The sequence below is a fragment of the Calothrix sp. PCC 6303 genome (assembly GCF_000317435.1).
GTDB lineage: Bacteria > Cyanobacteriota > Cyanobacteriia > Cyanobacteriales > Nostocaceae > PCC-6303.
This window is the reverse complement of the sequence record NC_019751.1, coordinates 788,970-815,131: the sequence shown is the minus strand read 5'-3', so window position 1 is coordinate 815,131 and position 26,162 is coordinate 788,970. Positions and strand designations below refer to the sequence as shown.

Genomic DNA, 26,162 nt, shown 5'->3' with positions numbered 1-26,162 from the left:
TAATGCAAATTGCGAAAGTACGGGGTACGGTAGTTAGCACGCAAAAAGACCCAAGTTTGCAAGGCACAAAACTACTCATGTTGCAAGTAGTAGACGAAGAAGGGAACCTGCTACCAAAATACGAAGTAGCAGCAGATAACGTAGGTGCAGGGCTTGACGAGTGGGTACTTTATAGCGTGGGAAGTGCCTCGCGTCAAATTCTTGGGAACGAAAAACGTCCTATAGATGCGGCAGTCATAGCCATAATTGACTCAGTTCGCATTGAAGACCGACTTGTTTACAGTAAAAAAGATCAGTATCGATAAATTCAAAGTCAAAAGTCCGAATAAGACGTAATGTTAGCTAGTCCAGAGGCGGCTAACTTTTTAACCTTTGACTAAAGCTAATTTCAGGAGGAATCTAGTAATGGCAGTCCGCAGCGTAGCGCAGGCGGCACCCCCAACCCCGTGGTCAAGTGATTTAGCAGAACCAGCTATCCATCCAACGGCGTTCGTGCATTCGTTTTCCAATATCATTGGGGATGTGGTAGTTGGGGCAAACGTAATTGTTGCGCCAGGTACTTCGATTCGGGCAGATGAGGGTACACCATTTTATATCGGTGAAAATACAAATCTCCAAGATGGTGTTGTAATCCATGGCTTGGAGCAAGGTCGCGTCGTTGGCGACGATCAACAGGATTACTCGGTATGGATTGGTAAAAATGCCTGTATCACCCACATGGCACTGATTCACGGACCATGTTACGTCGGAGATGGCTGTTTCATAGGCTTCCGTTCGACAGTATTTAATGCGAAAGTGGGTGAGGGTTGTATCGTCATGATGCACGCGCTGATTCAGGATGTGGAAATTCCCCCTGGAAAGTATATACCTTCAGGGGCGGTGATTACCAGTCAACACCAAGCAGATAGGTTGCCAGATGTACAGGATGCAGACAAGGATTTTGCACACCATGTAGTTGGTATCAACCAAGCTTTAAGGACTGGTTATCTCTGTGCTGCGGATAGCAAATGTATTACACCCATTCGGGATGAATTAGCTAAGTCTTATACAAGTAACACAGTTAACAATTTTAGTTTTGCTTTTGAAGAAAGGAGCGATGAGGTGGCGATAACTAGCTTGGGCGGGGAAACAGTTGATCAGGTACGCTATTTACTGCAACAAGGATTTAAAATTGGTACTGAGCATGTAGACGGGCGACGTTTCCGTACAGGATCTTGGACAAGTTGCAGTCCAATCGAAGCGCGATCGCTTAACGAAGCAATGTCAGCATTAGAATCATGTGTCAGCGAACACAGGGGCGAATATATCCGTTTATTTGGGATTGACCCCAACGGAAAACGGCGAGTTTTAGAAACAATTATCGCTCGTCCAGATGGAGCAGCAGGCGGTACAGCTACAGGTTTTAAAGCCCCATCTGCCAAACCAGCCAGCTACAGCAGCAATGGTAGCTCTAATGGTCATAGCAACGGCAACTCCAACGGTAACGGCAAAGTCGGTGGTGAAATCGTCGATCAAGTTCGCCAGCTATTAGCAGGCGGTTACAAAATCGGCAGCGAATATGTAGATGAACGTCGTTTTCGTACAGGAAGTTGGCAAAGTTGTCAACCCATAACATCCACTTCCATCAACGAAGTCATGGCAGCATTGGAAAATTGCCTACGTGAGCATCAAGGAGAATACGTTCGCCTCATTGGAATTGATGCTAAAGCAAAACGCCGCATCTTAGAAAGCATTATTCAACGTCCTGACGGCATCGTTGCCCCCGCTGGAAGCAGTGCAACCAAGTCATTTACTGCTAGCACTGCCAGCAATAGTTCTTACTCTTCCCCCGCTGCCACCAGTAGCAGCAACGGCTTACCCTCGGAAGTTTTAGATCACCTCCGACAATTAGTATCTGGTGGCTATAAAATTAGCGCTGAATACGTAGATGCACGCCGTTTCCGTACAGGAACCTGGCAAACTTGCGGACAAATTGAGGCATCATCAGATCGTCAAGCCGCTGCCACACTCCAAGGATATATATCTGAACATCCAGGCGATTATGTTCGTTTAATTGGCATTGATCCTAAAGCAAAGCGCCGTGTTTTAGAATTGATTGTTCAACGTCCATAACCAATTGAATCAGTGAACAGTAAACAGTAGTTTAAATATATGCTGGACAATTTAACTGATAACTGATAACTGTTGAGAGTGCTGAGTTGTTGGAACTCTAAATATCAGCACTCCCAACTTCGCAACTTCTACACTTTCCCGCTCCAAGGTAACGATTTTTTATGACAGTGCCGCCACTGTATTTATGCGATCGCATTGATTCTTACATCAGTGGCGAAGTCAAGATTCATCCCAGCGCAGTTGTCGCACCAGGGGTCATATTCCAAGCAGCTGCAAATAGTAGAATCGTCATTAGTCAAGGTGTCTGCATTGGTATGGGGGCTATCCTCCAAGTTGATAGAGGAACATTGCTAGTAGAAGCTGGTGTGAGTATCGGTGCTGGTTTTTTGATGATTGGCTCAGGAACAATCGGTGCTAACTCTTGCATCGGTTCTGCAACAACTGTTTTTAATAGTTCTGTTGCCCCCAAACAAGTAGTTCCCCCCGGTTCAATTATTGGAGATCAAAGTCGGGTAATCAGCGAGTCACATTCTCAGCCAGCTTTACCTAGCAGTGAACCAAAACCAGAACCAGAATTACAACTAGAGGATGATCTTTGGGCTGAATCACCAAAAAATCAACAACCAGAAATCAAACCAGAAATCAAACCAGAAGCTAACAAAGATAACTTAACCGCTGTTAGTAATTCGGAAGAAGAACTTGCAGTACCTCCCCAAACCGAACCCCCCTCAGAAACACCTAACAACTTCGGCGCGAATATTTACGGACAAAGTAGCGTCCAACGTTTGCTAGTCACCCTATTCCCCCACAGGCAGTCATTAAATAAACCCCTATCTGACGACGAATAGCCTGAATAAGTGTTACATAGTTAGAGTATGAGTTGATTATCCTGGAGAATTCAGATGGATGTATACAATCAACGTTCTATTAGCACAAATCATGGCGCAAATCAAGCTGCACGACGAGAAAAATCTCTTGAAGGTGCTTTAGGCTTAGTATCAACACGCAGTTTCCCGGCAATTGTCGGCACAGCTGACATGATGTTAAAGTCTGCTGGAGTTTACCTCATTGGTTACGAAAAAATCGGCGATGCTCATTGTACTGCCATTATTCGGGGTGGTATCGCTGATGTACGTTTAGCCGTGGAAGCCGGAGAACGAACTGCTAAAGATTTTGGTCAATTTGTATCTAGTTTAGTAATTCCCCGCCCATATCCCAACTTAAATATAGTCCTACCAATCACCAATCGCCTCAAAGACTTCGCAGAGGGAGGTTCTCAGAGCCGCTTGAGCAATCTAGCCATCGGTCTAGTAGAAACAAGGGGATTCCCGGCGATGGTGGGGGCAGCAGACGCGATGCTCAAAGCCGCAGAAGTACAGTTAGCAGCTTATGAAAAAATTGGTGGGGGTTTGTGTACGGCAATTATTCGCGGGACAGTAGCAAATGTTGCCGTTGCTGTAGAAGCAGGAATGAATGAAGCAGAAAGAATTGGTGAACTTAGTGCGGTAATGGTTATTCCTAGACCTTTGGATGAACTTGAAAATACTTTGCCAGTTGCTAGTTGTTGGGTTGAGAAATCCCAGCCGATATCTCAGACGATAAATATTCCATTGAGCATCAAAGAAAAGGAAAAAGAAGTAGTTGTAGAAGCTGAGATATTAGAGTTGCCTGATTTATCCAAATTACCCTCTAAAATTACAGAATATTTGTAAAAATATACTAGTAGAAAAACGCTGCCGATAAGTTAAGTTTGACTAACTATCAGCTAATTATAATCCCATCTATAATCTGTCCATAGCATCCTCAATTAAGGCAATTTAGTGTAGCATAGCGGCAGTAAAATACTACTTTGACGAAATTACACTAATTCAATATGAAGATGGACGCAAGGGAATACCAGAAAATAAATTATCTCAAAGCCCCAATTAACCTATAGGGGTGCAAGACATGGCGCTCTGAATATGGGATAATTTGTTAATTGGAAATCCCTAATTAACCTGAAGATGAGTAAAATTATATCATGTTCCCTTCCCGTTAGAGGGAAGATTCAGGGTGGGGTTAAATTCTACGCAGCTAACCCTACGGGCAAGCTTCGCTAACACAAAAATTGTTATTAAAACCCTAATTCTCTCGACTTATTGATTACGGGGTTTCTATTCCAATCAAGCATTTATTCTACTAGATATGTAAGTTAAGTTGGAAGGTATATTAACTAAGATAGCTCATAATAAACAATAAGCAAGATTAATAAATAGATTTTATTCTAATAGTATTAATAGAGGGCAATCTATCTATAGATAAAATTTTTGATTTTGCTGATTTTTGATGGCATGATGTGATAGTCTACGGTGGTAACAAGTATAAATCACACATTCATTGGCATTATTAATAGTAGTGCCTATGCTGACTTATAGATAATTAATTAGCTTTGAAATGGTTAGACTTTAGTTACTATCTACAAAAGTAATTAAAATATCTTTTCAACCTTTATGATTCTCCATAAAGAATATCATTTTGTACCGATGAAACTAATAGCTTCATCATCCAAATAAATTTCCCTTTAGTTTATATTTTAGGCTACACATCGATGAATCAAGCTACATTACATCAACTAAAAGTCTTTGAAGCAGCAGCACGTCACTCTAGTTTTACTCGTGCGGCTGAGGAGTTATTTTTAACTCAGCCAACAGTTTCAATGCAAATTAAACAACTAACGAAATCAGTGGGATTGCCACTATTTGAGCAGGTTGGGAAGCGTTTATTTTTAACTGAAGCAGGAAGAGAGTTATTTGCAACTTGTCAGCAAATATTTGAAACAATTGCTCAGTTTGAGATGAAAGTTGCTGATTTGAAAGGATTAAAGCAAGGGCAATTAAAGTTATCAGTTATTACAACTGCAAAGTACTTCATCCCAAGATTATTGGGTGCATTTTGCGATCTTTATCCAGGAATCGATATTTCTTTAAAGGTTAGTAACCATGAAGGAATTGTTGAGCGAATGACTGCTAATCTGGATGATGTTTATATTATGAGTCAGGTTCCAGAACATCTTGATGTAAATTACGAACCTTTTCTCGAAAATCCTTTGGTGGTTTTAGCACCATTGAATCACCCATTGGCAAAAGAAAAAAATATTCCGATTCAACGACTTGCTGATGAACCTTTTATTATGCGGGAACCAGGTTCAGGGACACGTAGGGCAATTCAAACTCTGTTTGAGAAACATGAAGTAGTTGTTAAAGTCAAGCTGGAATTAGGAAGTAATGAAGCTATTAAACAGGCAATTGCCGGAGGTTTAGGAATTTCGGTTTTGTCAAGACATACTTTGTTACCAGAAATAGGAGACTTAGTAATTCTTGATGTTGAGGAATTTCCCATTAAACGGGATTGGTTTATGGTATACCCTAATGGTAAACAGCTATCAATTGTTGCCCGCACTTATTGTGACTATTTGTTAAATGCTGCTAGACCATTTGCAGAGAAAAACTCTTTACTTGATGTCATTTCGGAAAAACAGGAGAGAGTTCTGACTGATGCGTAGCAAGAAGTGGTGAATGTTGAGGTAAATTGATTGCCTAGCATTTTTTCTCGCTTCAGCACTCAAACAAGCGATCGCTAATCAACGCGATCGCCAAACTTTGATAGTATTATCTGCACCACCACTAATCAAGGTACTACCATCTTGGCTAATGCTTAGGGAAATAACTTGTCCACTATGTGCTGAAGACATAACATGTACAAGTTTTCCTGTTTCTAAGTTCCATAACCGAATCTCCCCATCTAAACCCCCGCTAGCGAGAATTTTCCCATCGGGACTCACTGCCAGGGATAATACAGAATAGGAATGTCCAGCTAAGGTTTTAACTAATTCCCCTGTATTTACCTTCCATACTTTGATGCTTTTGTCAAGACTCCCACTCACTAGAGTTTGGTTGTCGGGGGTGAAAGCAACAGCAGTTACCCAACCTGTATGCACGGAAATTGACTGAGTTTGTTGTCCACTGGTAATATTCCAAAGTCGCACAGTTCTATCGGTGCTTCCACTTGCGAGGGTTTGACTATTGGGACTGATGGCAAGTGATAGAACAGGTAGATTATGCCCATAGAGGGTACGTAGTCGTTGTCCGGTGGTAAAATTCCACAACCGGATGGTTTTATCTGTACCACCAGTAGCTAAAGTTTGCCCATCTTTGGTGATTGCGATCGCATTATTCCACGCGACGTACCCATCTGTCTTTAAGCTGCGAATTTGTTTACCACTATTTAATTCCCACTGCTTAATGGTTTCATCCAAACTTCCACTCACCAATTGCTGTCCATCAGGACTAATTGCCACCGCTGAAACTGGAAGTGTATGTCCATAAATGGTACGTATCAGCTTACCAGTTTGGGAATTCCACAATTTAATTGTTTGATCATGACTTCCACTAGCGATGGTTTCCCCATTCGGAGTTATGGCAATCGAAGAAATTGCCTCCGCATGTCCAGTTAGGGTATTTGCCAAAGTCAGTTTTTTTGCCCATTTTTCTGATTGACTCGGCAACACCATCGACATGAAGTCGGTGCCAAGGTAGAAGGGAATAGCTGTTAAAATTACCACAGCGGCAATAAATGCAGCAGCAACAGCAATTGTTTTGGCAGATATTCGGGGAAATCTCAATCCACCCAAAACCTGATTACCCCAACGCTGATTATTCGATGTTTTATAACCAACGGTAGTAGCGTGATATTTCCGCAACTCCTTCTCTACCATTCCCAAACGTTGTAAAATTTCTTGGGTACTTTGGGGACGTTGACTTGGAGAACGTCGCATCAAATCGTTAATTAAATTAGCTAAAAGTGTGGAAATTCCTGGGGCAAAATTCTGCCAACGCAGTTCATCAGAATTTGGATCATAAATATCGGGGTCAGTTGGTGTTTTTCCCGTTAGTAAGAATGCAAAGGTACGTCCAACCGCAAAAAAATCAGAATTTAATACTGCTTGTCCATTTAACTGTTCCGGTGGAGTATATCCAGGAGAACTAATTCCTGTAATTTGTCCAATTGCTTGTTTGGCAATATATGTAGATGTGACTTCCCTCGCTGCACCAAAATCAATTAAAACCAATTGCCCATCACCTTTAAGCATGATATTGGAGGGTTTTATGTCTCGGTGAAAGAAATTCTGACTATGAACTTTGTGAAGTATATTAAATAATTGATTCAGCCATTCTACAGCTAAATCTTGGCTTATTGGTGCGTTTTTCCGCTGTTGTAAATATTGTTCTAGATTCAAACCTTCAATTTTTTCCATCACCAAACAATGTAAAGGCTCTACAGCATTGTTTGGTAAAAAAGTAAAGTACCCATTTCCTTTGGGGATACCCGGATGATCCAACTGGCTCAATACCTGAGCTTCTTGTTGAAACAGGGATACAGCCTTGGGATAATTGTGGAGGAGAACCTTTAAAACCTGACGACTATTATCACGTCCCAGCACTTCATAAGTTTTCCCAAACCCACCACCACCCAAATAGTTGATAACTCGATAGCGTCCTTCTAGCAGCAATTCCGAACCGCAACTCTGACAAAATAGAGTTGTGTCAGTGTTTTGGGGTTTGGTACAGTGGGGATTAATGCAAAAACTCATAATTTTTTAAATAGTATCTTCAGCCTGGATGATATTTCTGGATGATATTTATAGCTTGATGGTGGAGAACAGAGTCAGAGTTTTTCTATAATTAAGCCTCAGCTTGACAAACTTACCCCTACTTTTTGAGCTAAACATAGATAGATAATTGCGACTCCTGGATTTTGTTTTCTATATTTTTTCTTATTTAGCCATCTATATAAGAAGCTAACGCACAAAAACCCTGCTAATTTGTTTCTTATTTCCTACTGCCTTTGAAAATGCACTTAATTTTGAATGGTTACTCATGTAAAAATTATCCCTCAACTGCCATATTAATCATATAGGCAATTACAATTTACAATTTGTCTATATATATTTGCAAATTCACCTAAAAATGGTATAAGACAGCAATATAGCTGAAGAACTATGAATCGTCGCCAATTCTTGAAATATAGCTCCATGACAGTTGGTACTGGCACTCTGGTAGCTTGCGGGACTAGTGCCAAAGTCACATCTAGTAATTCCGCACCTAATCCTAAAACTAAGGGTGGACTCGATAAGGTAATATTTAGCCTCAGTTGGGTTGCTGAAGCTGAGTATGGTGGTTTTTATCAAGCTGTAGCCACGGGAATTTATCAAGATCATGGTTTAGATGTCATAATCAAACCGGCAGGACCTCGCGGCAACTATAATTTATTGTTGATAGGGGGAGCCACTGATTTAACTATGGCACATAGTGGGGAGGCAATTAATGCCGTTAAGGATTCTGTACCCAAGGTGACAGTAGCTGCTATCTTTCAAAGAGACCCCCTGGTACTGATTGCCCATCCAGGAATGGGAAATGATTCTCTAGAAAAACTCAAGGGAAAACCAATTTTGGTTGCTGCTGCTGCTGATGCTAACTATTGGCCCTTTTTAAAAGCAAAATATGGATTTACAGATGATCAAAAACGTCCTTACAACTTTGATCTTCAACCATTTTTAAAAGATAAAAATATTATTCAACAGGGAATTATTACTGCTGAACCCTTTGATATTAAGAAGAAAGGTGGATTTGATCCTGTGGTGATGCTACTGGCTGATTATGGTTATAACTCCTATAATTTCACGATTCAAACTACAAATAAGTTAGTCGAAAAAAATCCAGATTTGGTGCAAAGGTTTCTTGATGCCTCCATTAAAGGCTGGTATAGCTATTTAGAGGATCCAATTCCCGGTAATAATTTGATTAAGCAAGCTAATCCTAGTATGACAGATGAGCAAATTAGCTTTAGTATTCAAAAAATGAAGGATAGCGGCTTAATTTTGGGAGGTGATGCTCAACAATTGGGAATTGGGGCAATGACTGCTGAACGCTGGGAATCTTTCTTTAATAATATGGTGCAAGCGGGTGTTTTTGATAATAGCGTCAAATACAAAGATGCATATTCTTTGAAATTTGTCAACAAAGGAACAAGTTACTATAAATCCTAATGCGAGATGATAACCCTGCTATTACCCTGAATCACATTGGCAAAGTTTACGGTAATGGTAACATTGCCTTAAAAGATGTGAGTTTCAGTATCAAAGAGTCAGAATTTCTCAGCTTGGTGGGTGCATCTGGATGTGGAAAAAGTACAATATTACGAATTATCGCTGGATTGGGACAACCGAGTTCTGGAACTATTAATTGGGGTAAAAGTCAAGCAAAGCAAAAATTAGCATTTGTCTTTCAGGATGCTGCACTGTTACCTTGGGCAAACGTGAGGGAAAATGTGGCTTTACCATTGAAACTGGCGCGGCTACCACAACGAGATATTAGCACTAGAATTCAACATGCGATCGCACAAGTCGGATTAAAGGGTTTTGAGGATAACTACCCCCGTCAGTTATCTGGGGGGATGAAAATGCGAGTATCCATAGCTAGGGCATTGGTACAAAATCCTGATATCCTGCTGATGGATGAACCATTTGGCGCTTTAGACGAAATCACCCGCAGTAGACTTAATACAGAGTTATTGGATTTATCTCAGCGACACCAGTGGACAGTGGTTTTTGTCACCCACAATATCTATGAAGCAGTATACTTATCTCAGCGTGTCTTGGTAATGGGTGCAAAACCCGGACGTATTGTTGCAGAGATAGAAATAGACGCACCCTATCCCCGCAGTCAAGAGTTTCGCACTTCATCGATATATAACCAACATTGTCGGGATATTTCCCAATATTTGATGCTTGAAAATCCAGGAAGCAATCTAACTCGGTAGAGACGTTCCACCATCTATATTAATTTTTTATATTATCCTACTTGTAATTGATGTCGGTAAATCATTATCATCATTAACTCTGGCATAACTACCTGAATTAAAACTAATTAAATCATCAATATTACGTTTCATCGTCTTACAAATATTATCCAAAGGCAAATCATTGCTATCATGACCAAAAGGATCTTCAATTTGAATTCCAATCGCCTCAATTCCAAACAACGTAAAACTAATTAAAGCCGTAATCATACAAGTCCACCAACCTAAACTCTGTACTAGTTGAAAAGGTAGCAGCAAACAGTATAGTAGTAATAGTTGTCGCAGATGAATCGAATAAGCTACAGGCATCGGTGTACGCAAGATACGTTCACAAGCACCTAAACTATCGACTAAATTATTTATTAATTCCTGCATTAATGTTAATTGATAACTATCAATACGTTTAGAACGATGCTGTTGCTCAAGATAATCTCCAATCCAGAAAGCAACTTCTAAAGGTGCGTGGTTAATATTCTTCAACTTCAGACATTGACGATTTGTAACTAACTCTTCCAACTCATTATGTATCTTTTCCCCGCGCAAATGTAACTTAGTAGTGACAGCAAAGGCAACTAAGAAATTGAGAATAGCTATTTTTTCTACTCTATCTTCAGGTGCATTTTCCTGAATAGATACCAAAATTTGTCTTGCTAAATTGCGAACATTATTCACAATAGAACCCCAAGCTTTCCGACCTTCCCAAAATCTATCGTAGGCTGTATTTGTACGTAATACTAATAATAAACCAAGTACAATACTAGGAATTACATTTTGGAGAATAGGCTGAGAAACTGGTAATTTATAATAGTACAGAATTGAAATGAATAATCCAAAAGTACCGCAGGCAATGACATGTTTATAAACAATACTGATAATTGACCCTTTGCTTTGCAAAATAATTGTTGACCATCTTAGTTTTTTCTCAGCCATATATTTGGAAAAAGATCTTAGTGATGAGATTTGATTAGCATCCTATTTATACCAATTTTAAACAAAGTTTGGTCAAATTTATCCCTCTCTAGTACAGCATAGCGTAAATAACTAGACCATTATTTGACCATGAAAGGTGCAGTAATAAACGGCTTTCCCCGTCTGCCTACTGCCTACTCACTACTGCCTTGACGTACTAGCCATCTGTTTAACTCATAAACAGTTATCCGCCACCAGTTTTACCATTTATCACTACACAAAAGCTAATTATGCCATTGGGTATCCGTTTCCAGAAACATGCAATAGATCGCATTTACAGTAAATAAATAGTCTTAAAGCAGTGTTCTAGCTGATTTATCTATTTTTTCACTGAGCACTAACTAAATTCTTAGGATTCTCTCAGATTTACATCAGGTTAGATTCAGCTTTCAACCAGATACTAAGAATTAAGTTAAGGAATCGAGGTTGAACAAATATGAAACGCCTAATTACTGCTAGTTTATCTGTAATGCTACTCTTTATCGCTACTGTTAATCCTGCCCAAGCACAGTCAAGACATGAAAAAATGTTAGATGCTAGCCAAACATTACAAAACAGCAGTCCTGTTCAATTAACTCCTTTCCGTCTTGTTTATCTCGCCTATCAAGGTTACTTAAAAAATCAAGGTATTCCTAGTTATGGTACCTTTATTTCGGCATCTCATCAAATGAATGTTCATGGTAAAAACTTGGTGGAAGCTGGAATTAAAGCTAATTTATTACCTGCTGCTACTTTAAGTAATCAAGAGTATATAAACTCAGTTGATACTCAACTGCTGGGATTATCTTCTAAAAGTTAATGGTAATAATTCCCTTGTATTACTATGATCTATGAGGAGAACTATCGGGAATTGCTTATGCGCTTACTACATACAATGCTACGAGTGGGAAATCTTCAAGAATCATTGAAGTTCTACTGTGAGATTCTGGGGATGAAATTACTGCGTCAAAAGGATTACCCCAGTGGTAAATTTACTTTGGCTTTTGTAGGATACGGAGATGAATCTGAAACCTCAGTGCTAGAGTTAACTCACAACTGGGGTGTTGAAAAATATGAATTAGGCAACGCTTACGGACATATTGCCTTGGGTGTCGATGATATTTATGGAACTTGCGAACAAATAAAAAGTCTTGGAGGGAAGGTGACACGGGAACCAGGGGCAATGAAACATGGTTCCACTGTGATTGCTTTTGTTGAAGATCCAGATGGTTATAAGATAGAACTAATTCAGGTGGGTACTCAGGGTTCAGCTAGCACAAACGATACTAGTCAGCAATTGGTAAATCAATAAGTTTTTTCCAGCGATTGAGGTGTGATGGAGTTGAGTATCAAAGATTTTTTGAAAGCAGGTTTACAAATTCAAACTAGGTGCAAGACACCATCCCCTCAGTTACTATTTGGTAGCATAGTTGGCTGTAGTGCTTTTAGCCAACTATGTTTACCATCACTAGCTGAATTAGCAAATATTATCCCTGCATCTGATTCTGAGAAAGGAGTTGAGACACAAATACAGGGACAACAAGATGTCACATCTTGCCATACTTCCATATCTTGTCCAACTGTTGATGTGGAATCGGTAGAGTTTTCCAGCATTCCTGATAACGGGGAAAATACAAATTTTAATGCTTTAGATAAAATACCGACGGTTGATGAACTTACTGATGTCAAACCAACAGATTGGGCTTATCAAGCTTTAAAAACTTTGATGGAGCGTTATGGAATTCTATCAGCATATCCCGATAGTAAGTTTCGTGGCAATCAACAGATGACTCGATACGAATTTGCCGCAGGTTTAGCCATAACTATCGATAAAGTTGAGGATTTGGTGGCAAATGCCATTGGTGATGAGTATATCCGTCAGGATGCGATTACACTGCGACGTTTACAAAAAGAGTATCGGGTGGTTTTGGATGAATTGCAGCGAAGAATTGATCAAACTGAGTTGAAAGCTGCCACAATTCAAGCACAGAGATTTTCTACAACTACGAAATTACAGGGACAGCAAATTGTCGGGGTTTCCGGAGGTAGTAGTGCTGCAAATACATTAGTTTCTCGGACTCGCTTAAATTTATTGACGAGTTTTCAACCCCAAGATTTATTGGTGACACAATTGGAATCCGGTAATAATGGTGGTGATGCTGTTGCCCAAGAACAGCGTGAGGGTTTAAATTATTTGGGTACGGCTGGATTACTTGCTAATGCTGGGGGATTGCAATATTCAGATGTGGATTCCCAACTGAGATTAAGACGTTTATCTTATAGTTTTCGTCCTCAGAAAGATTTAGAAGTCACCATCGGGGCAAAAATTTCACCCCGTGATTTTATAGATAAAAATTCATACGCTAACAATGAAGCTGCCGATTTTAGTTCCGGTGCGCTTCTCAACAACCCTTTAATTGTTCAAAACCAAATTGATCGAGAAGGCGGTGCTGGGGGGGTGGTAGTATGGAATCCTAGCCCTAAATTGATTATGCGATCGCTTTACGTTGCCAAGAACGGAAATCAGCCGAATCAAGGTATATCCGGTGATGGACATCAAGCAACTGTGGAGGTGGAATATAACCCCAGTCAAAAGTTGCGACTAAAACTACAATATACCAACGCCCAAGTGAATGATACTGATATTAATGCAGTTGGTTTAAATACAGAATATAGTTTAAATAAAGAAACAGGAATCTTTGGACGCTTTGGTATTGGGAGTTACCAAGGCTTTAATACCGCTATTAATCGGGATTTTGACGCAACCCCCATCAGTTGGTCAGTTGGTGTCACAAGACGCAACGTAGTGATACCAGGAACTTTGGCAGGAGTTGCAGTTGGTCAACCTTTTATTACAGGTGATTTAGGTAATAGCACTCAAACTAATTTTGAAGCATTTTATAATCTGCAATTAAATGACAATATTAGCGTTACCCCAGTGTTTTCTCTGGTTACAAACCCAGATAACGATAAAAGTAATGGTACGATTTGGCAAAGTTCATTGAGGACGGTTTTCTCGTTTTAGAATTCGAGAATAACTATTACTATGAAACTCTAAAGGTGTTCTACTTGTTGTTCAACAACACCAACAAATTCATACCCTAATGTAGTACTCCCTAAGAATCGTTGCCAGTATCGTGATACTGTGAATTTAGTTCTCATAGTGAGAACTAAATTAAGTTATAATCATACAGTGGAAAATGCATGTAATTAGCTACCGAAGGTTAAAAGAATTTTATGAACAGCACGCTGATTGTCAAGATGCTCTTGATAACTGGTACAAAGTTGCGCTCAAAGCTAACTGGTCAAATTTGATTGAGGTACAATCTATTTTCCCGAAAACAGAAGCAGTTGGTAATTTTACTGTTTTCAATATTAAAGGAAATAAATATAGATTAATCGTGAGTATCGATTATGAAAAACAGTTGATTTATATCAAGTACGTTTTCACTCATGCTGAGTATGATAAGGACAATTGGAAAAATGACCCTTACTTTTAATCCACAGAAATATCAAGAGTTATTAGTTGAGCATCAACCAAAAATAATTAGGACTGAAGAGGACAATGAAAAGGCTTTGGCAGTTGTTGAGAAGTTAATGCATCAACAACATCGCAGTCTTGAAGAAGATGAACTTTATGATTTACTAATTACTCTAATTGAAAAATTTGAACAGGAATATTATGCTCCTGGAGATGCTTCTAATCCTCATTCTATGTTACTTTTTTTGATGGAACAAAGAGGTATTAAACAGTCAGATTTAGTTGGGATAGTTGGTTCTAAGGGTATTGTTTCAGAGGTTGTGAATGGGAAACGGGAAATCAGCAAAGCACAAGCGAAGGCTTTAGGAGATTTTTTTCAAGTGGATCCTGGTATTTTTATATGACTTGTGTAAGGGACTGAAATAAAAGCAATTGATAAAAAGTAGAAGTATTTCAAATTTATGCTGCGGCAGGTTTAGGGAGTTTTGAAAGGATTGACAATTCTCAGCCCATCAATATCTGAATACCCAAAGTCTTCTGTATAAAGAGTGCGATCGCAATCTCTCGTAGCTTGGGTGAAGGCTTTGCGTAACCCAACATAACCGACTGAAAAAATTCACAATTACTTTGTTCCACCCAAGTTACGGGAGAAGAGCGATCGCATTCCACCTCAAAGCAGGTAAAATCGTCAGCGCGATCGCACTTTCAAACAAACCCAGTAAAATAGGCTATCTGTCACCACAAGCGATCGCACTCACGTCGTACAAGCTGTAACTTTGTTCAGAGTTGCGCGCGATCGCACCTCCCAACAAACTTAGTAAAAAACCCCGTCTGTCATTGCGACGTAAGGAAGCAATCGCAATATCTTCAATACTAACGAGCTTATGCGATCGCTACCCTGCGGGATGCAAGCAACGTCGTTCCTCCAACCTTCGGTTCGTAAACTACGCAATGACATAAATATTATTTTTACCTAACTACTTATTGGGTATGTCAAAATAAACTAAGTATCTTTGGAAATGCCCAGATGGAACGCCCATCAGTACAAAATCTAATTGCCCAGGCAGCCAAGGAGCAGTGGAAAGAACTGAATCTATCGGGGATGGATTTATCGGAGTTACCATCAGAGATCGGGAACTTAACCAGCCTCACAGACCTATACCTCAACCGTAACCAACTCAGCACTTTACCGGAGGCGTTCGGGAACTTAACTAGTCTTACACACCTCTACCTCAGTGCTAACCAACTCAACGCTTTACCGGAGGCGTTCGGAAACTTAACCAGCCTCAGGTATCTCAAACTCAACAATAACCAAATCAATGCTTTACCGGAGTCGATTGGAAACTTGACCAGCCTCACATCCCTCGACCTCAGCGCTAACCAACTCAACGCTTTACCGGAGGCGTTCGGAAACTTAACCAGCCTCACGTTTCTAGACCTCAACAGTAATCCACTGACGGGATTACCGGATTCGGTTGGAAACTTAACCAGCCTAAAACATCTCTATCTCAACAATAACCAACTCAAGGCTTTACCGGATTCGGCTGGAAACTTAACCAGCCTCACATTTCTCGACCTTAGCGAGAACCAACTCAACGCTTTACCGGAGGCGTTCGGGAATTTAAGCAGCCTTACATACCTCTACCTCAGCGGGAACCAAATCAATGCTTTACCAGAGTCGATTGGAAACTTAACCAACCTCAGATATCTCTACCTCTGGAATAACCAACTCAACACTTTACCAGAGTCGATTGTAAACTTAACCAACCTCACAGACCTCTACCTCAGCGAGAACCAACTCAACGCTTTACCGGAGACGTTCGGGAATTTAAGCAGCCTCACAGACCTCTACCTCAGCGGTAACCAACTCAACGCTTTACCCGAGACATTCGGGAATTTAAGCAGTCTCACATACCTCTACCTCAACAGTAACCAACTGACGGGATTACCAGAATCAATCGGGCAGTTAAATAAACTAAAAGAGCTAATTTTATATGACAACAAATTATTGACGCTCCCACAAGAACTTACTAAACTAACGCAACTGAAAAAACTTGATATTAGAAATAACGATTTGGGAGAACTTCCTCCAGAAGTAAAAAGAAAATATACACAACCTGCTCCCGTTTTTAACTTTATCAGACAGCTTCAAGAAGAAGGTTCAGAGCGTATTTACGAAGCTAAACTCTTAATCATTGGTGAAGGTGGGGCGGGAAAAACCAGCCTTGCCAACAAACTTATTGACTCCAAATACAAGCTCAAACTTGAAGGTGGTGACAACCCCGAAAAATCAACAGAAGGTATTGATGTTCTCCGTTTCGACTTTCCTCACTCCAGTGGCAATCCCTTCCGCATCAACATCTGGGATTTTGGGGGACAAGAAATCTACCATGCTACTCACCAATTCTTCCTCACTAAGCGCTCTCTTTATCTCCTCGTTGCTGATACCCGTCAAGACAACACTGACTTTAACTACTGGCTTGAAGTCGTCGAACTCCTCAGTGAAGCCAGCCCTGCCATCATCGTCAAAAACGAAAAACAAGATCGCCCCTGCCAAGTTAACGAAAATCAACTGCGCGGACGCTTCCCCAACCTCGAAAAAATCCTCCCCACCAACCTTGCCTGCCCCAATAATCGCGGACTTTCCGAAATCCTCACTGCCGTCCAACACCATATCAGCCAACTTCCCCACATTGGCACCCCACTACCCAAAACCTGGGTACGAGTCCGTGAAGCCCTAGAAGCCGACAACCGCAATTACATCACCCAAGACGAATTCCTAACCCTCTGCGATATCCACGGCTTCAAACGCCGCGAAGACAAACTCCAACTCAGCGGCTACCTTCACGATCTCGGTGTTTGCCTCCACTTTCAAGATGACCCCATCCTGAAAAACTGGATCATCCTCAAACCCGAATGGGGTACCACTGCCGTCTACACCGTCCTCGACACCCCAGAAGTCCAACAAGCCCTCGGTTGCTTCACCCACGAAGATCTTGCCAAAATTTGGGCAGACGATCGATACAGCGACATGCGGTATGAATTGCTGCAATTGATGATGCGGTTTAAACTCTGCTACGAAATTCCCCACCGTCCCGGCACCTACATTGCCCCCCAACTTCTCTCTCCTAACCAACCCAAATATACCTGGGATGACAGGGAAAACCTGATCCTGAGTTACCACTATGAGTTTATGCCCAAGGGAATGCTCACCCGCTTCGCTGTAGAAATGCACAAGCTAATTGACGGTGAACTCATCTGGAAGGATGGCGTGATTCTCACCGATGGTAATGCCCGTGCTGAAGTCATCGAAGCCTACTACAAAAATGAAATCCGCATTCGAGTATCTGGTTTTCCCAAAAAAGACCTCCTGACACGCATCCGTCACGAGTTTAATAAAATCCACGATTCCTACGAAAAACTTCGCTACCAAGAATTAATCCCCTGTAATTGTCCAACTTGCAAAGGCTCCCAAAATCCCCATGCTTATGCACTTAAAAAACTTCAAGAACGGCTGCAAAATCAAGCCTACGAAACTGAATGTGATAAACCTCCCTACCACAAAGTTAATGTTCATAGTTTGATTGACGATGCGATCGGTTATTCCCAGGATTCCAAAGCTTCATCTGAAGAATTTGAAAAACGCAGAACCCCTAGAAAGCCAAAACGGGAACTCACACCATCCGTCACCATCGAAAACCATACCCATATTCACAACGCCAATCAACAGGAGCAAATTATGTCCGACCAATCCAAAAAAATCCAAAACTTCAACGCTCCCATGTCCGGCGTTATTGCAAGCGACAACGCATCCGTCACCAACAGCACCTTCACCCAAACTAACAACGCAAATACCGCCGAACTTCTCAACCTCATCACCACTCTCCGCCAAACAGCCACCCAATTCCCCCCACAAAGTCAAGAAGACGTAATCATCAACATCGAAGACCTAGAAACCGAAATCCAAAAACCCGCCGACCAACGCAGCATTCCCCGCCTAAAACGCAGTCTTATCGCCCTATTCGGCATCGCAAGTTTGATCGCCAGTCCGATCGCAGGCATGACCGATTTCACCAACAATGTCCTAGAAATCGGCAACAAACTCCACATTGAACTTCCTCAACTTCCCTAAAATCATCCCCTACAGATTTAGATACTTGTGTCAAACTGGTAGATTGAATTTTTAATTTTAGAATCCCATAGATTTGTAGCTACGGGAGAAGTTGGTGATATGAGTTTGTTTTCTGAGTGCATAAATGAACCTATGCCAAACTATAGGTATATAACTACCCAGATTTCAAACTTAAATTAAATACTTGACATTATGTCCCCTATAGGAGTTGGTAAAACCCGCACAAATAAAGCAAAGCAAACAGTTACTCCCAAACTTTGGTTGCTGTTGATTGGTGTAAATCAATATTTGGATGAAGATTTACCCAGCTTGCGTTATTCGGCTTTGGATTGTCGGGGGTTATCTGAAGCTTTGGAAGTTGCTTGTCAGCAGTTTTCGCAGATGGAGATGACTACTTTCCATGATTTTGGGTTGCAGTTACCTTTGCTTGGGGATATTCGGGGAAAGTTAGCTGAGATTAAGGTGAATGCGAAACCAGAAGATACTGTTTTATTCTACTTTTCTGGACATGGTGTCATTGATGGTGATACACAGCAGACATTTTTGTGTTTGCGGGATACCCAAAAAGATGATTTAGCCAATAGCGCGATCGCACTCCACGAACTACTATCTATTTTAGGTAGTTGTGCAGCGCGTCAGCAGTTGATTTGGTTGGATGCTTGCCATAGTGGGGGGATGACGTTACGGGGTGCGGTTCCTAATGTAATGTTAAATCCGACACGTCAGCTAGTTAGGGATTTGCAATCGGCGGCAGCTAGTAGTAAGGGCTTCTATGCTTTACTTTCCTGCGATACTGACCAACAATCTTGGGAGTTTCCCGAACTGGGACACGGTGTCTTTACATACTATTTAATTCGTGGTTTACGGGGTGAAGCTGCTGATTCCCAAGGGATGGTGACAGCAGATGGACTTTATCGTTATGTTTACCACCAAACTCTGCAATATTTGGATAAAACTAATCAACAGTTGCGGTTAATTAATCAACAACGACGGGGAAAGGGTGACACGAATCTCTACAGTGAGTATCCTTTGCAGACACCAAAGCGAATTGTTGAGGGAATTGGGGAGATAGTTTTAGGTAATAAATCGGTGACTGAGGATGAGAAGCGGGTTGCTTTGGTGGTGGATGGGGTGACTAGTAGTCAAACTTTGGCTTTGAGTAAGGTTTTGCAGGGTAATGGTGGGTTTGAATTGGAGTATTTACCCCGTCAAGGGAAAGCATCTGTAACTGATATTCGGGATGCGATTCAAGGATGTCTGTCTGGGGGGGATACTGCTTTACTCTATCTGCGGGGAAGGTTGGAGGAGACTCCAGGGGGTGAATCTGCTTTGGTTTTAGCTGATGATGTTTGGTTAAGTTGTAGTTGGTTGCGGCAACGGTTGCGTCGTGCTTTGGTGGAAAGGGTAGTTTTAATTTTGGATTGCCCGGAGGGGGGGCAGGGGAAGCAGGGGGAGCAGGGGGAGCAGGGGAAGCAGGGGAAGCAGGGGAAGCAGGGGAAGCAGGGGAGGCAAGGGGAGCAGGGGAAGCAGGGGAGGCAAGGGGAGCAATCTTTGGCAAGTTGGGTGGAAGATTTGGAAGTTGGGGGGGAGAGGGGGATTTGTATTATTGCAGCGGCTGCACCTGGGGAAAACTCAGAGGTTTTTGTGCGGGGTTTGGTGGAAACTTTACAGGGTGTTTCTCCTGATGTTGGTTTGTCTGCGGCAGGTTGGATTAGTTTACTTCAGGTGCATTTGGCGGGAAGTTTACCTCTCCAAGTGTGGTTGTCGGGGATGCAAGGTGTGATTGAAGTTATACCAACAGGTTGGAATCGGCAAAAGTCCACGAGTTTGGATTTGGGAATTTGTCCATACCTTGGTTTGAGGGCTTTTACTGAAGATGATTTTCAGTATTTTTACGGTCGTTCGGCTTTGATTCAGCAGTTAATTAGCCATGTGGCTTCTCAGTCTTTTTTGGCTGTGGTGGGTGCTTCGGGAAGTGGAAAGTCTTCTGCTGTGCAAGCGGGAATGATTTCGCGGTTGCGGTTCGGGCAAGAGTTAGCTGGTAGCGAAAAGTGGTTAATTTGCTGTTTGCGTCCAGGTAATAATCCGTTGGATATTTTAGCCAGGAAGTTGGGGGGAGAAAAGGAAGCCCCAGACCTTGATAGAATGGAGGGGTTACTTTACCAAGGTGTGGAAGGGTTGGTTTATTGGTTACGCAGCCGACCGGAACCTATGGTAATGTTGGTGATTGACCAGTTTGAAGAGTTGTTTACTTTAACTTCAGATGAGGATCGAGAACAATTCCTAAAGTTGGTTTTTGGTGCTTTGGAATATGCTGGCGATAAGTTTAAATTAGTTATTACCCTGCGGGCTGATTTTATGACACCTTGTTTGGAAATTCCCGCAATGGCAAAGTTGTTGCAGGAATCAAGTGTGTTGGTACCAGCCAAGTTGAGCGATGATGATTATCGCAGTGTAATTGTTAAACCTGCGGAACAGGTGGGTTTGCGAGTGGAATCGGGTTTGGTGGAGGTATTACTCCAGGAGTTGAATCACTCTGCTGGGGATTTACCTTTGTTGGAGTTTGTTTTGGAAGAATTGTGGAGTCACCGCAAAGCAGGGGAGTTGACTTTGCTTTCCTATCAGCAACATTTGGGGGGAATTGCTGGTGCTTTGGAAAGGAAAGCGGAAGCTGTGTATGGGGGTTTGGATGAATCGGGGAAGGAATGTGCGAGGTGGATTTTTCTCTCTTTAACTCAGTTGGGGGAGGGGACGGAGGATACTCGCAGACGCATATTCAAATCGGAATTAGTTGTGAAGAAGTTTCCCCAAGAATTAGTAGATAAAACTCTCCAGGTTTTAACTGCTGCGAAGTTGGTAGTGGTTAATGTGGAAGAATTTGAACAAGTAGAAGCTAAACACAGAGGTTACAGTCATAAAATCGGTGACTTAAAACTGGTTTCCCAAGAAATAGAAGATAAAAATCCTCTTTCTTCCCCTTTGCATAATTCTGTTACAATCGAAGTCGCACATGAAATACTCATCCGTCACTGGTCTACTTTAAGATGGTGGTTAGAAGAGAATCGTAGCAAAGTGCGATCGCATCGACAAATTGATCAAGCAACTCGGTTATGGATTCAAGGTAATGAAGCTGCTGAGTTTCTACTTCAAGGTGTACGTTTGGCTGAGGCTGAGGAAATTTTTATTAAGTACACTGATGAGTTATCATCGGATGTATGGCGGTTTATTTCTGCTTGTTTGGATCAAAGGCAGCTTCAGGAAAAAGCGCAGAAAAAACGGTTACGCCAAACTCAAGCTGCTTTAGCTGTAATTAGTGTTTTGGGTATTACTGCTACAGGTTTTGGTGGATTTGCTTTTTTTCAAAGACAATCTGCACAGCTACGAGAAGTCAGTGCTTTAAACTCTTCTTCGGAAGCTTTATTAGTTTCCCATCGTCAAATTGAAGCTTTGATTGCAGGTATGGAAGCTGGGAAACGCTTAAAACAGGTTTTTCATCCCAGTAATGATTTAGAATTAGCAACTATCGGGACACTTCAGCAAGCAGTTTTTAAAAACTTTGAGGTGAATCGTTTACTGGGTCATACTAATAAGATTAATGCTGTAGCTGTAAGTTTTGATGGAAGTTTATTAGCATCTGCTAGTGATGATGGGAATGTGAAGCTTTGGGGAAAGGAAGGAAATTTACTTGCTAGTTTTTTGGGAAATGAAGAACGAGTTTTAAGTCTTTGTTTTAGTGAGGATGGTAAGTTTCTCTTGGTAGGGGGTGGAGATAAAACTATCAGGATGTTTTCATTGTTTGGGAAAGAAGGAAACATACTTTCGACTCCCCAGGAAGCACAGAAATTTACTGAACATACCGATTTTATTACAAAGGCTATTTTTACTCCTTTGGGAAAGTCGATTATTTCCGCTTCCCGCGACAAAACTATTAAAATTTGGGATATAAATGGGAAGTTAACTAAATCATGGATTGCCCATAGCGGTTGGGTAAATTCTCTAGATATTAGTAGTGATGGGAAGTTAATTGTCTCATCTGGTGAAGATGGTTTAATTAAGCTTTGGCAAGTCAGTGATGGCAAGTTAGTTAGAAGCTTTTTGGGAAATAAAACTGGAATTAATCATGTTAGTTTTAATCCCGATGAAAAAGTCATTGCTGCATCAAGCGATGATGGAGTAATCAAACTGTGGAACCTTTTAGGGGAAGAACTCCAAGCTTTCGACATTGGAGGGAAAAAAGTTAATAATTTCCGTTTTACTCCAGATGGAAAAATCCTAGCTGTTGCCACCAGCGATGGAAATATCAAAATTTTGAATATCGATGGAAAACCCTTACTAAATCTCCAGGGACATGAAGCACCAGTCAATGATATTCACTTTACCCCTGATGGAAAATCAATTATTTCTGGAAGTGACGATAAAACTATCAGAATTTGGAACTTACCCGAAAAATATCCTCAACAAACTAACCCTATATATAGTGTCAGCTTCAATCCTCAAAATCAAACCTTTGCTACCGCAGGTTGGGATAAAAAAGTCAGTTTATGGAACCTTGAAAAATCTGGAAAAACTCAGTTTTTAAAAACCTTAGCCACCCATGACAGTATTATCTCTCAAGTTAAAATTAGTCCAGATGGAAAACTAATTGCCACAGCTAGCGCTGATAAAACCATCAAACTCTGGAACATCCAAACCGGAACCTTAATCCAAACCCTGAAAGGACATCAAAACAAAGTCACAAATATCAGCTTTCATCCCAACAACCAAACAATCATTTCCGCAAGTAGCGACAAAACCATTAAAACTTGGCAAATCAGCAACGGTAAACTCCTAAATAGTTTCACCGCACACAATGACGAAGTTAGCAGCATCAACTATAGTCCTGATGGTAAAATTATCGCTTCCGGAGGTAACACCAAAGATCCCACCATCAAACTATGGCATCCCGATGGTACCCTAATGAAAATACTACCCGGACATGGGAATGCGATCGCATCTCTCACATTCTCCCCCGACAGCAACACTTTAGCCTCCGCAAGCTGGGATAACACCATCAAACTTTGGCATCTTCCCGATGGTAAACTCATTCATACCCTCATTGGACACAGTGATGGTGTCACCAGTATCAACTTTACACCCGATGGTAAAATTCTCACCTCCGCAAGTGTAGATGCAACCATCAAATTCTGGGATGTCAGCAGTGGAAACCTAATTAAAACCCTTTCGGGAAACTCCGATCCCATCAATAGTATCGCCTTTAGCCCCGATGGCAAAACTTTGGTGAGTGGTGGTGAGAACTTTGGAGTAGCTTTGTGGAATCTCGATTTAGATCAACTGATATCACAGGCGTATAGTAAAGTAAAGGTTTATCTAAAAAATCACAATGACAAAGATAGAAATTAGGGATTAGTACTTCAAAACAAGCTCATCTAGTGCCTTTGATAATTTGTACTCAATTAAAACACTTTCAAAACCTCTTTGATTAAAAATTAGCTATTTCATGTATTATAAATTAAGTTTATAAAAACTTCAACCACCAAGATTTATTCTTCACCTTATAACCAGCAAACCAATTACATATAAGATACAGAATCAAAATCAGGACAACCCATATAACATAAACATGGTGTAAATCATATCCATAATCTTTCGGCATTTGGCTAGATAATAAAAAGGGTAAAGCTACTGCCTTAAAGCCATATTTAGGCAATGCCAATAAAACCGCAGAAAAATGTATTAACCAAAGATGAATAATGTAAAAGAATAATGGCACCTTTCCAAAAACAAGGAGAGGTTTGAAAAGCGAAATATTTTGACTTTCAAATAAATAAAGTGCTAAAAAAGCTACCCCAAGTGTAATTAATAAATAAGCTAATGATGGTGGATATTTTTCACAATTGATAAATGATAATATCGTCTTCAATAAGTTAGATTTTACTGACCATGGTTTCGGATCACCATAAATATTTAGCCCTCTGATGACTACAAAACTAAAAATTAAGCCCCAACCCAAATTTCGCAACCAAGGCAAATACTGAGTTTTTGGTTTAGTCAGTACATATCCAAAAGCATAGCCACATGCCATTACTCCAACCCAAGGAATAAGGGGATACCCTAACAAAAAGCGAATTCCTGATGTCGATACAAAGATTGCCCGTTCATGAAAAAATGACCAAATCCAGCCAAAGTTTCCTAATTGTTGGGCTTGCACACTATCAAATAAATTATGTCCAATAATCAGTATAATTCCAAATATAGCTATATTTTTAATAGGAAGCTTAACTAGTAAAGCTAAAACAATCATAGACCAACCAATGACCCACAGTACTCCTGCTAAAAAAACACCAGGATAAAATGTCCATGCCAAGCTAACTATAGTTAGTTCCAAAAATATTAATAAAAATCCTCTAAGCAACAGAAAACGACTGAGTTCTTGCTTCGTTTTTCCTCTTTTTAAAGAAAGATGAGCCGCTATACCTGCAAGAAAAATAAATGATGGAGCACATAAATGAGTTATCCATCTTGTCAAAAACAGAGGTATATTTGATTGTTCTATATCCAACACATTAAAATGAACATTAGAAAAAAAATTTCTTGTGTGATCTAACGCCATCAAAACCATAACTAATCCACGCAATAAATCTATAGAAACAAGACGTTTGATTAGGTGTTGGTCATCATTTTGAAAATCGGGGTTCAAAGCATTTGAATGCATATTTGATTCCTTTTTTCCATCTCAGATATCTTGGATTCGTCTGAATGACTAATGAGCAATATACTATACTATGACACCCAGATCTTCAGATTTGAATTTTTAAAAAATTTATATCCAAAACCTTACTGCAATGCCAAAGCGACCTTACCATGATGTATTAATTAATGAGTGCGAAGAACCCTTAGTCGAAATACCTCTGGATGAATTTGCGGTGGAAACCCCTCATCCATACCAAAAATTAGGCGCTCCCTACGGTCAACATTCACCGTATTTCATCAGGGAATCTGTAGTTAAAAAAATTACTAAAGCCCAAGAATATCTGCAAAATCAATACCCTGGGTGGAAAATTCAAATATTTGATGCCTATCGTCCAGTTGCCGTACAGCAATTCATGGTAGATTTTAGCTTTGCTCAGGCAGTAACAGCAAAAAACCTAGTTGAAACTGAATTATCAGAAATTCAACGTCAAGAAATTTGGTCAGAAGTCTACAAAATTTGGGCAGCACCAAGCTTAGACATGCAAACCCCACCTCCCCACAGCACAGGTGCGGCAGTAGATATAACCTTAGTGGATGCTACTGGAAAACCGATAGATATGGGTTCACCCATCGATGAAATGTCAGATAGGTCACTCCCCGACTATTACCTCAACCATTCACATCCCCAAGCCTCAATTTATCATGCAAACCGTCAAATTTTGCGACGTGCGATGTATAAAGCTGGTTTTTGTCGAAATCCGGGCGAATGGTGGCATTTTTCCTATGGCGACCAAATGTGGGCTTGGTTATATAATTTGGCAAACCCCGAAAATCCAGTTGAAGCTTGTTATGGAAGGTTACTGTGATAGGGAACAGAAAGACAATAAGACTGAAAGACGGAGA

General features: G+C 40.8%; 20 protein-coding genes. 16 read left to right on the top strand and 4 right to left on the bottom strand.

Translation table 11 applies throughout. The features are described from left to right. Window positions 1–2: 2 nt before the first annotated feature. The 5 genes from CAL6303_RS03355 (at window position 3) to CAL6303_RS03335 (ending at window position 5,653) form a co-directional block, all read left to right on the top strand. Entirely contained in the window at window positions 3–305 is a 303-nt protein-coding gene (locus CAL6303_RS03355) for a EutN/CcmL family microcompartment protein (protein ID WP_015196420.1), read from the top strand. A 100-nt stretch (window positions 306–405) separates the two neighbouring features. Beyond that, complete coding sequence (locus CAL6303_RS03350) at window positions 406–2,112, top strand: ribulose bisphosphate carboxylase small subunit (protein WP_015196419.1); 1,707 nt, start codon at window positions 406–408, stop codon at window positions 2,110–2,112. A 161-nt stretch (window positions 2,113–2,273) separates the two neighbouring features. Then, complete coding sequence (locus CAL6303_RS03345; protein WP_015196418.1) at window positions 2,274–2,960, top strand: carbon dioxide concentrating mechanism protein; 687 nt, start codon at window positions 2,274–2,276, stop codon at window positions 2,958–2,960. A gap of 54 nt (window positions 2,961–3,014) precedes the next feature. Beyond that, entirely contained in the window at window positions 3,015–3,824 is an 810-nt protein-coding gene (locus CAL6303_RS03340) for a BMC domain-containing protein (RefSeq protein ID WP_015196417.1), read from the top strand. Window positions 3,825–4,699: 875 nt separating this feature from the next. Next, window positions 4,700–5,653, top strand: coding sequence for a LysR family transcriptional regulator (locus tag CAL6303_RS03335; RefSeq protein ID WP_015196416.1), 954 nt, complete (start codon window positions 4,700–4,702; stop codon window positions 5,651–5,653). A gap of 78 nt (window positions 5,654–5,731) precedes the next feature. Here CAL6303_RS03335 and CAL6303_RS03330 read toward each other — a convergent pair whose 3' ends face one another. Further along, window positions 5,732–7,741, bottom strand: a complete 2,010-nt coding sequence (locus tag CAL6303_RS03330) for a serine/threonine-protein kinase (RefSeq protein ID WP_015196415.1) — start codon at window positions 7,739–7,741, stop codon at window positions 5,732–5,734. Window positions 7,742–8,149: 408 nt separating this feature from the next. On the opposite strand from CAL6303_RS03330, the gene CAL6303_RS03325 reads away from it, so the two are divergent. Beyond that, a complete protein-coding gene (locus CAL6303_RS03325) occupies window positions 8,150–9,196 on the top strand; it encodes an ABC transporter substrate-binding protein (protein ID WP_015196414.1) in 1,047 nt (348 codons plus the stop codon). Beyond that, complete coding sequence (locus tag CAL6303_RS03320; RefSeq protein WP_015196413.1) at window positions 9,196–9,969, top strand: ABC transporter ATP-binding protein; 774 nt, start codon at window positions 9,196–9,198, stop codon at window positions 9,967–9,969. The genes CAL6303_RS03325 and CAL6303_RS03320 overlap by 1 nt, the downstream gene beginning before the upstream one ends. Before the next feature lie 27 nt (window positions 9,970–9,996). Here CAL6303_RS03320 and CAL6303_RS03315 read toward each other — a convergent pair whose 3' ends face one another. After that, entirely contained in the window at window positions 9,997–10,938 is a 942-nt protein-coding gene (locus CAL6303_RS03315; RefSeq protein ID WP_015196412.1) for a bestrophin family protein, read from the bottom strand. 475 nt (window positions 10,939–11,413) lie between these two features. Here CAL6303_RS03315 and CAL6303_RS28320 point away from each other — a divergent pair, with 475 nt between their 5' ends. From CAL6303_RS28320 to CAL6303_RS30205, 6 genes are all read left to right on the top strand, one after another. Then, window positions 11,414–11,776, top strand: coding sequence for a hypothetical protein (locus CAL6303_RS28320; RefSeq protein ID WP_015196411.1), 363 nt, complete (start codon window positions 11,414–11,416; stop codon window positions 11,774–11,776). Between the two features lie 57 nt (window positions 11,777–11,833). After that, complete coding sequence (gene gloA, locus CAL6303_RS03300; RefSeq protein WP_041739034.1) at window positions 11,834–12,268, top strand: lactoylglutathione lyase; 435 nt, start codon at window positions 11,834–11,836, stop codon at window positions 12,266–12,268. A gap of 24 nt (window positions 12,269–12,292) precedes the next feature. Further along, window positions 12,293–13,981 carry an iron uptake porin gene (locus CAL6303_RS03295; RefSeq protein ID WP_015196409.1) on the top strand — a complete coding sequence of 563 codons (1,689 nt, stop codon included), beginning with the start codon at window positions 12,293–12,295 and terminating at the stop codon, window positions 13,979–13,981. A 175-nt stretch (window positions 13,982–14,156) separates the two neighbouring features. Next, a complete protein-coding gene (locus CAL6303_RS03290) occupies window positions 14,157–14,456 on the top strand; it encodes a type II toxin-antitoxin system HigB family toxin (RefSeq protein ID WP_015196408.1) in 300 nt (99 codons plus the stop codon). Further along, window positions 14,440–14,841 carry a helix-turn-helix domain-containing protein gene (locus CAL6303_RS03285; RefSeq protein ID WP_015196407.1) on the top strand — a complete coding sequence of 134 codons (402 nt, stop codon included), beginning with the start codon at window positions 14,440–14,442 and terminating at the stop codon, window positions 14,839–14,841. Before CAL6303_RS03290 ends, CAL6303_RS03285 begins: the two co-directional genes overlap by 17 nt. A gap of 223 nt (window positions 14,842–15,064) precedes the next feature. Continuing rightward, complete coding sequence (locus CAL6303_RS30205) at window positions 15,065–15,211, top strand: hypothetical protein (protein WP_158333131.1); 147 nt, start codon at window positions 15,065–15,067, stop codon at window positions 15,209–15,211. A 40-nt stretch (window positions 15,212–15,251) separates the two neighbouring features. Here the strand turns inward: CAL6303_RS30205 and CAL6303_RS30200 are convergent, their stop codons facing one another. Next, window positions 15,252–15,395, bottom strand: coding sequence for a hypothetical protein (locus tag CAL6303_RS30200; protein WP_158333130.1), 144 nt, complete (start codon window positions 15,393–15,395; stop codon window positions 15,252–15,254). A gap of 69 nt (window positions 15,396–15,464) precedes the next feature. Here CAL6303_RS30200 and CAL6303_RS03280 point away from each other — a divergent pair, with 69 nt between their 5' ends. Further along, the gene (locus CAL6303_RS03280; RefSeq protein WP_015196406.1) at window positions 15,465–18,569 is read left to right on the top strand and encodes a COR domain-containing protein; all 3,105 of its coding nucleotides are present in this window, start codon (window positions 15,465–15,467) and stop codon (window positions 18,567–18,569) included. 192 nt (window positions 18,570–18,761) lie between these two features. Beyond that, entirely contained in the window at window positions 18,762–23,969 is a 5,208-nt protein-coding gene (locus CAL6303_RS03275; protein ID WP_015196405.1) for a caspase family protein, read from the top strand. 115 nt (window positions 23,970–24,084) lie between these two features. Here the strand turns inward: CAL6303_RS03275 and CAL6303_RS03270 are convergent, their stop codons facing one another. Then, window positions 24,085–25,281: a DUF1624 domain-containing protein gene (locus CAL6303_RS03270; RefSeq protein WP_015196404.1), complete on the bottom strand. Its 1,197-nt coding sequence runs from the start codon at window positions 25,279–25,281 to the stop codon at window positions 24,085–24,087. A gap of 130 nt (window positions 25,282–25,411) precedes the next feature. Between CAL6303_RS03270 and CAL6303_RS03265 the strand changes: the two genes are divergently transcribed. After that, complete coding sequence (locus tag CAL6303_RS03265; RefSeq protein WP_015196403.1) at window positions 25,412–26,125, top strand: M15 family metallopeptidase; 714 nt, start codon at window positions 25,412–25,414, stop codon at window positions 26,123–26,125. Window positions 26,126–26,162 lie beyond the last annotated feature (37 nt).

Bases quoted from the DNA above. Each gene is read 5' to 3' on its own strand.
- CAL6303_RS03355 (WP_015196420.1), top strand. From the start codon at position 3: ATGCAAATTGCGAAAGTACGGGGTACGGTAGTTAGCACGCAAAAAGAC.
- CAL6303_RS03350 (WP_015196419.1), top strand. From the start codon at position 406: ATGGCAGTCCGCAGCGTAGCGCAGGCGGCACCCCCAACCCCGTGGTCA.
- CAL6303_RS03345 (WP_015196418.1), top strand. From the start codon at position 2,274: ATGACAGTGCCGCCACTGTATTTATGCGATCGCATTGATTCTTACATC.
- CAL6303_RS03340 (WP_015196417.1), top strand. From the start codon at position 3,015: ATGGATGTATACAATCAACGTTCTATTAGCACAAATCATGGCGCAAAT.
- CAL6303_RS03335 (WP_015196416.1), top strand. From the start codon at position 4,700: ATGAATCAAGCTACATTACATCAACTAAAAGTCTTTGAAGCAGCAGCA.
- CAL6303_RS03330 (WP_015196415.1), bottom strand. From the start codon at position 7,741: ATGAGTTTTTGCATTAATCCCCACTGTACCAAACCCCAAAACACTGAC.
- CAL6303_RS03325 (WP_015196414.1), top strand. From the start codon at position 8,150: ATGAATCGTCGCCAATTCTTGAAATATAGCTCCATGACAGTTGGTACT.
- CAL6303_RS03320 (WP_015196413.1), top strand. From the start codon at position 9,196: ATGCGAGATGATAACCCTGCTATTACCCTGAATCACATTGGCAAAGTT.
- CAL6303_RS03315 (WP_015196412.1), bottom strand. From the start codon at position 10,938: ATGGCTGAGAAAAAACTAAGATGGTCAACAATTATTTTGCAAAGCAAA.
- CAL6303_RS28320 (WP_015196411.1), top strand. From the start codon at position 11,414: ATGAAACGCCTAATTACTGCTAGTTTATCTGTAATGCTACTCTTTATC.
- gloA (WP_041739034.1), top strand. From the start codon at position 11,834: ATGCGCTTACTACATACAATGCTACGAGTGGGAAATCTTCAAGAATCA.
- CAL6303_RS03295 (WP_015196409.1), top strand. From the start codon at position 12,293: ATGGAGTTGAGTATCAAAGATTTTTTGAAAGCAGGTTTACAAATTCAA.
- CAL6303_RS03290 (WP_015196408.1), top strand. From the start codon at position 14,157: ATGCATGTAATTAGCTACCGAAGGTTAAAAGAATTTTATGAACAGCAC.
- CAL6303_RS03285 (WP_015196407.1), top strand. From the start codon at position 14,440: ATGACCCTTACTTTTAATCCACAGAAATATCAAGAGTTATTAGTTGAG.
- CAL6303_RS30200 (WP_158333130.1), bottom strand. From the start codon at position 15,395: ATGTCATTGCGTAGTTTACGAACCGAAGGTTGGAGGAACGACGTTGCT.
- CAL6303_RS03280 (WP_015196406.1), top strand. From the start codon at position 15,465: ATGGAACGCCCATCAGTACAAAATCTAATTGCCCAGGCAGCCAAGGAG.
- CAL6303_RS03275 (WP_015196405.1), top strand. From the start codon at position 18,762: ATGTCCCCTATAGGAGTTGGTAAAACCCGCACAAATAAAGCAAAGCAA.
- CAL6303_RS03270 (WP_015196404.1), bottom strand. From the start codon at position 25,281: ATGCATTCAAATGCTTTGAACCCCGATTTTCAAAATGATGACCAACAC.
- CAL6303_RS03265 (WP_015196403.1), top strand. From the start codon at position 25,412: ATGCCAAAGCGACCTTACCATGATGTATTAATTAATGAGTGCGAAGAA.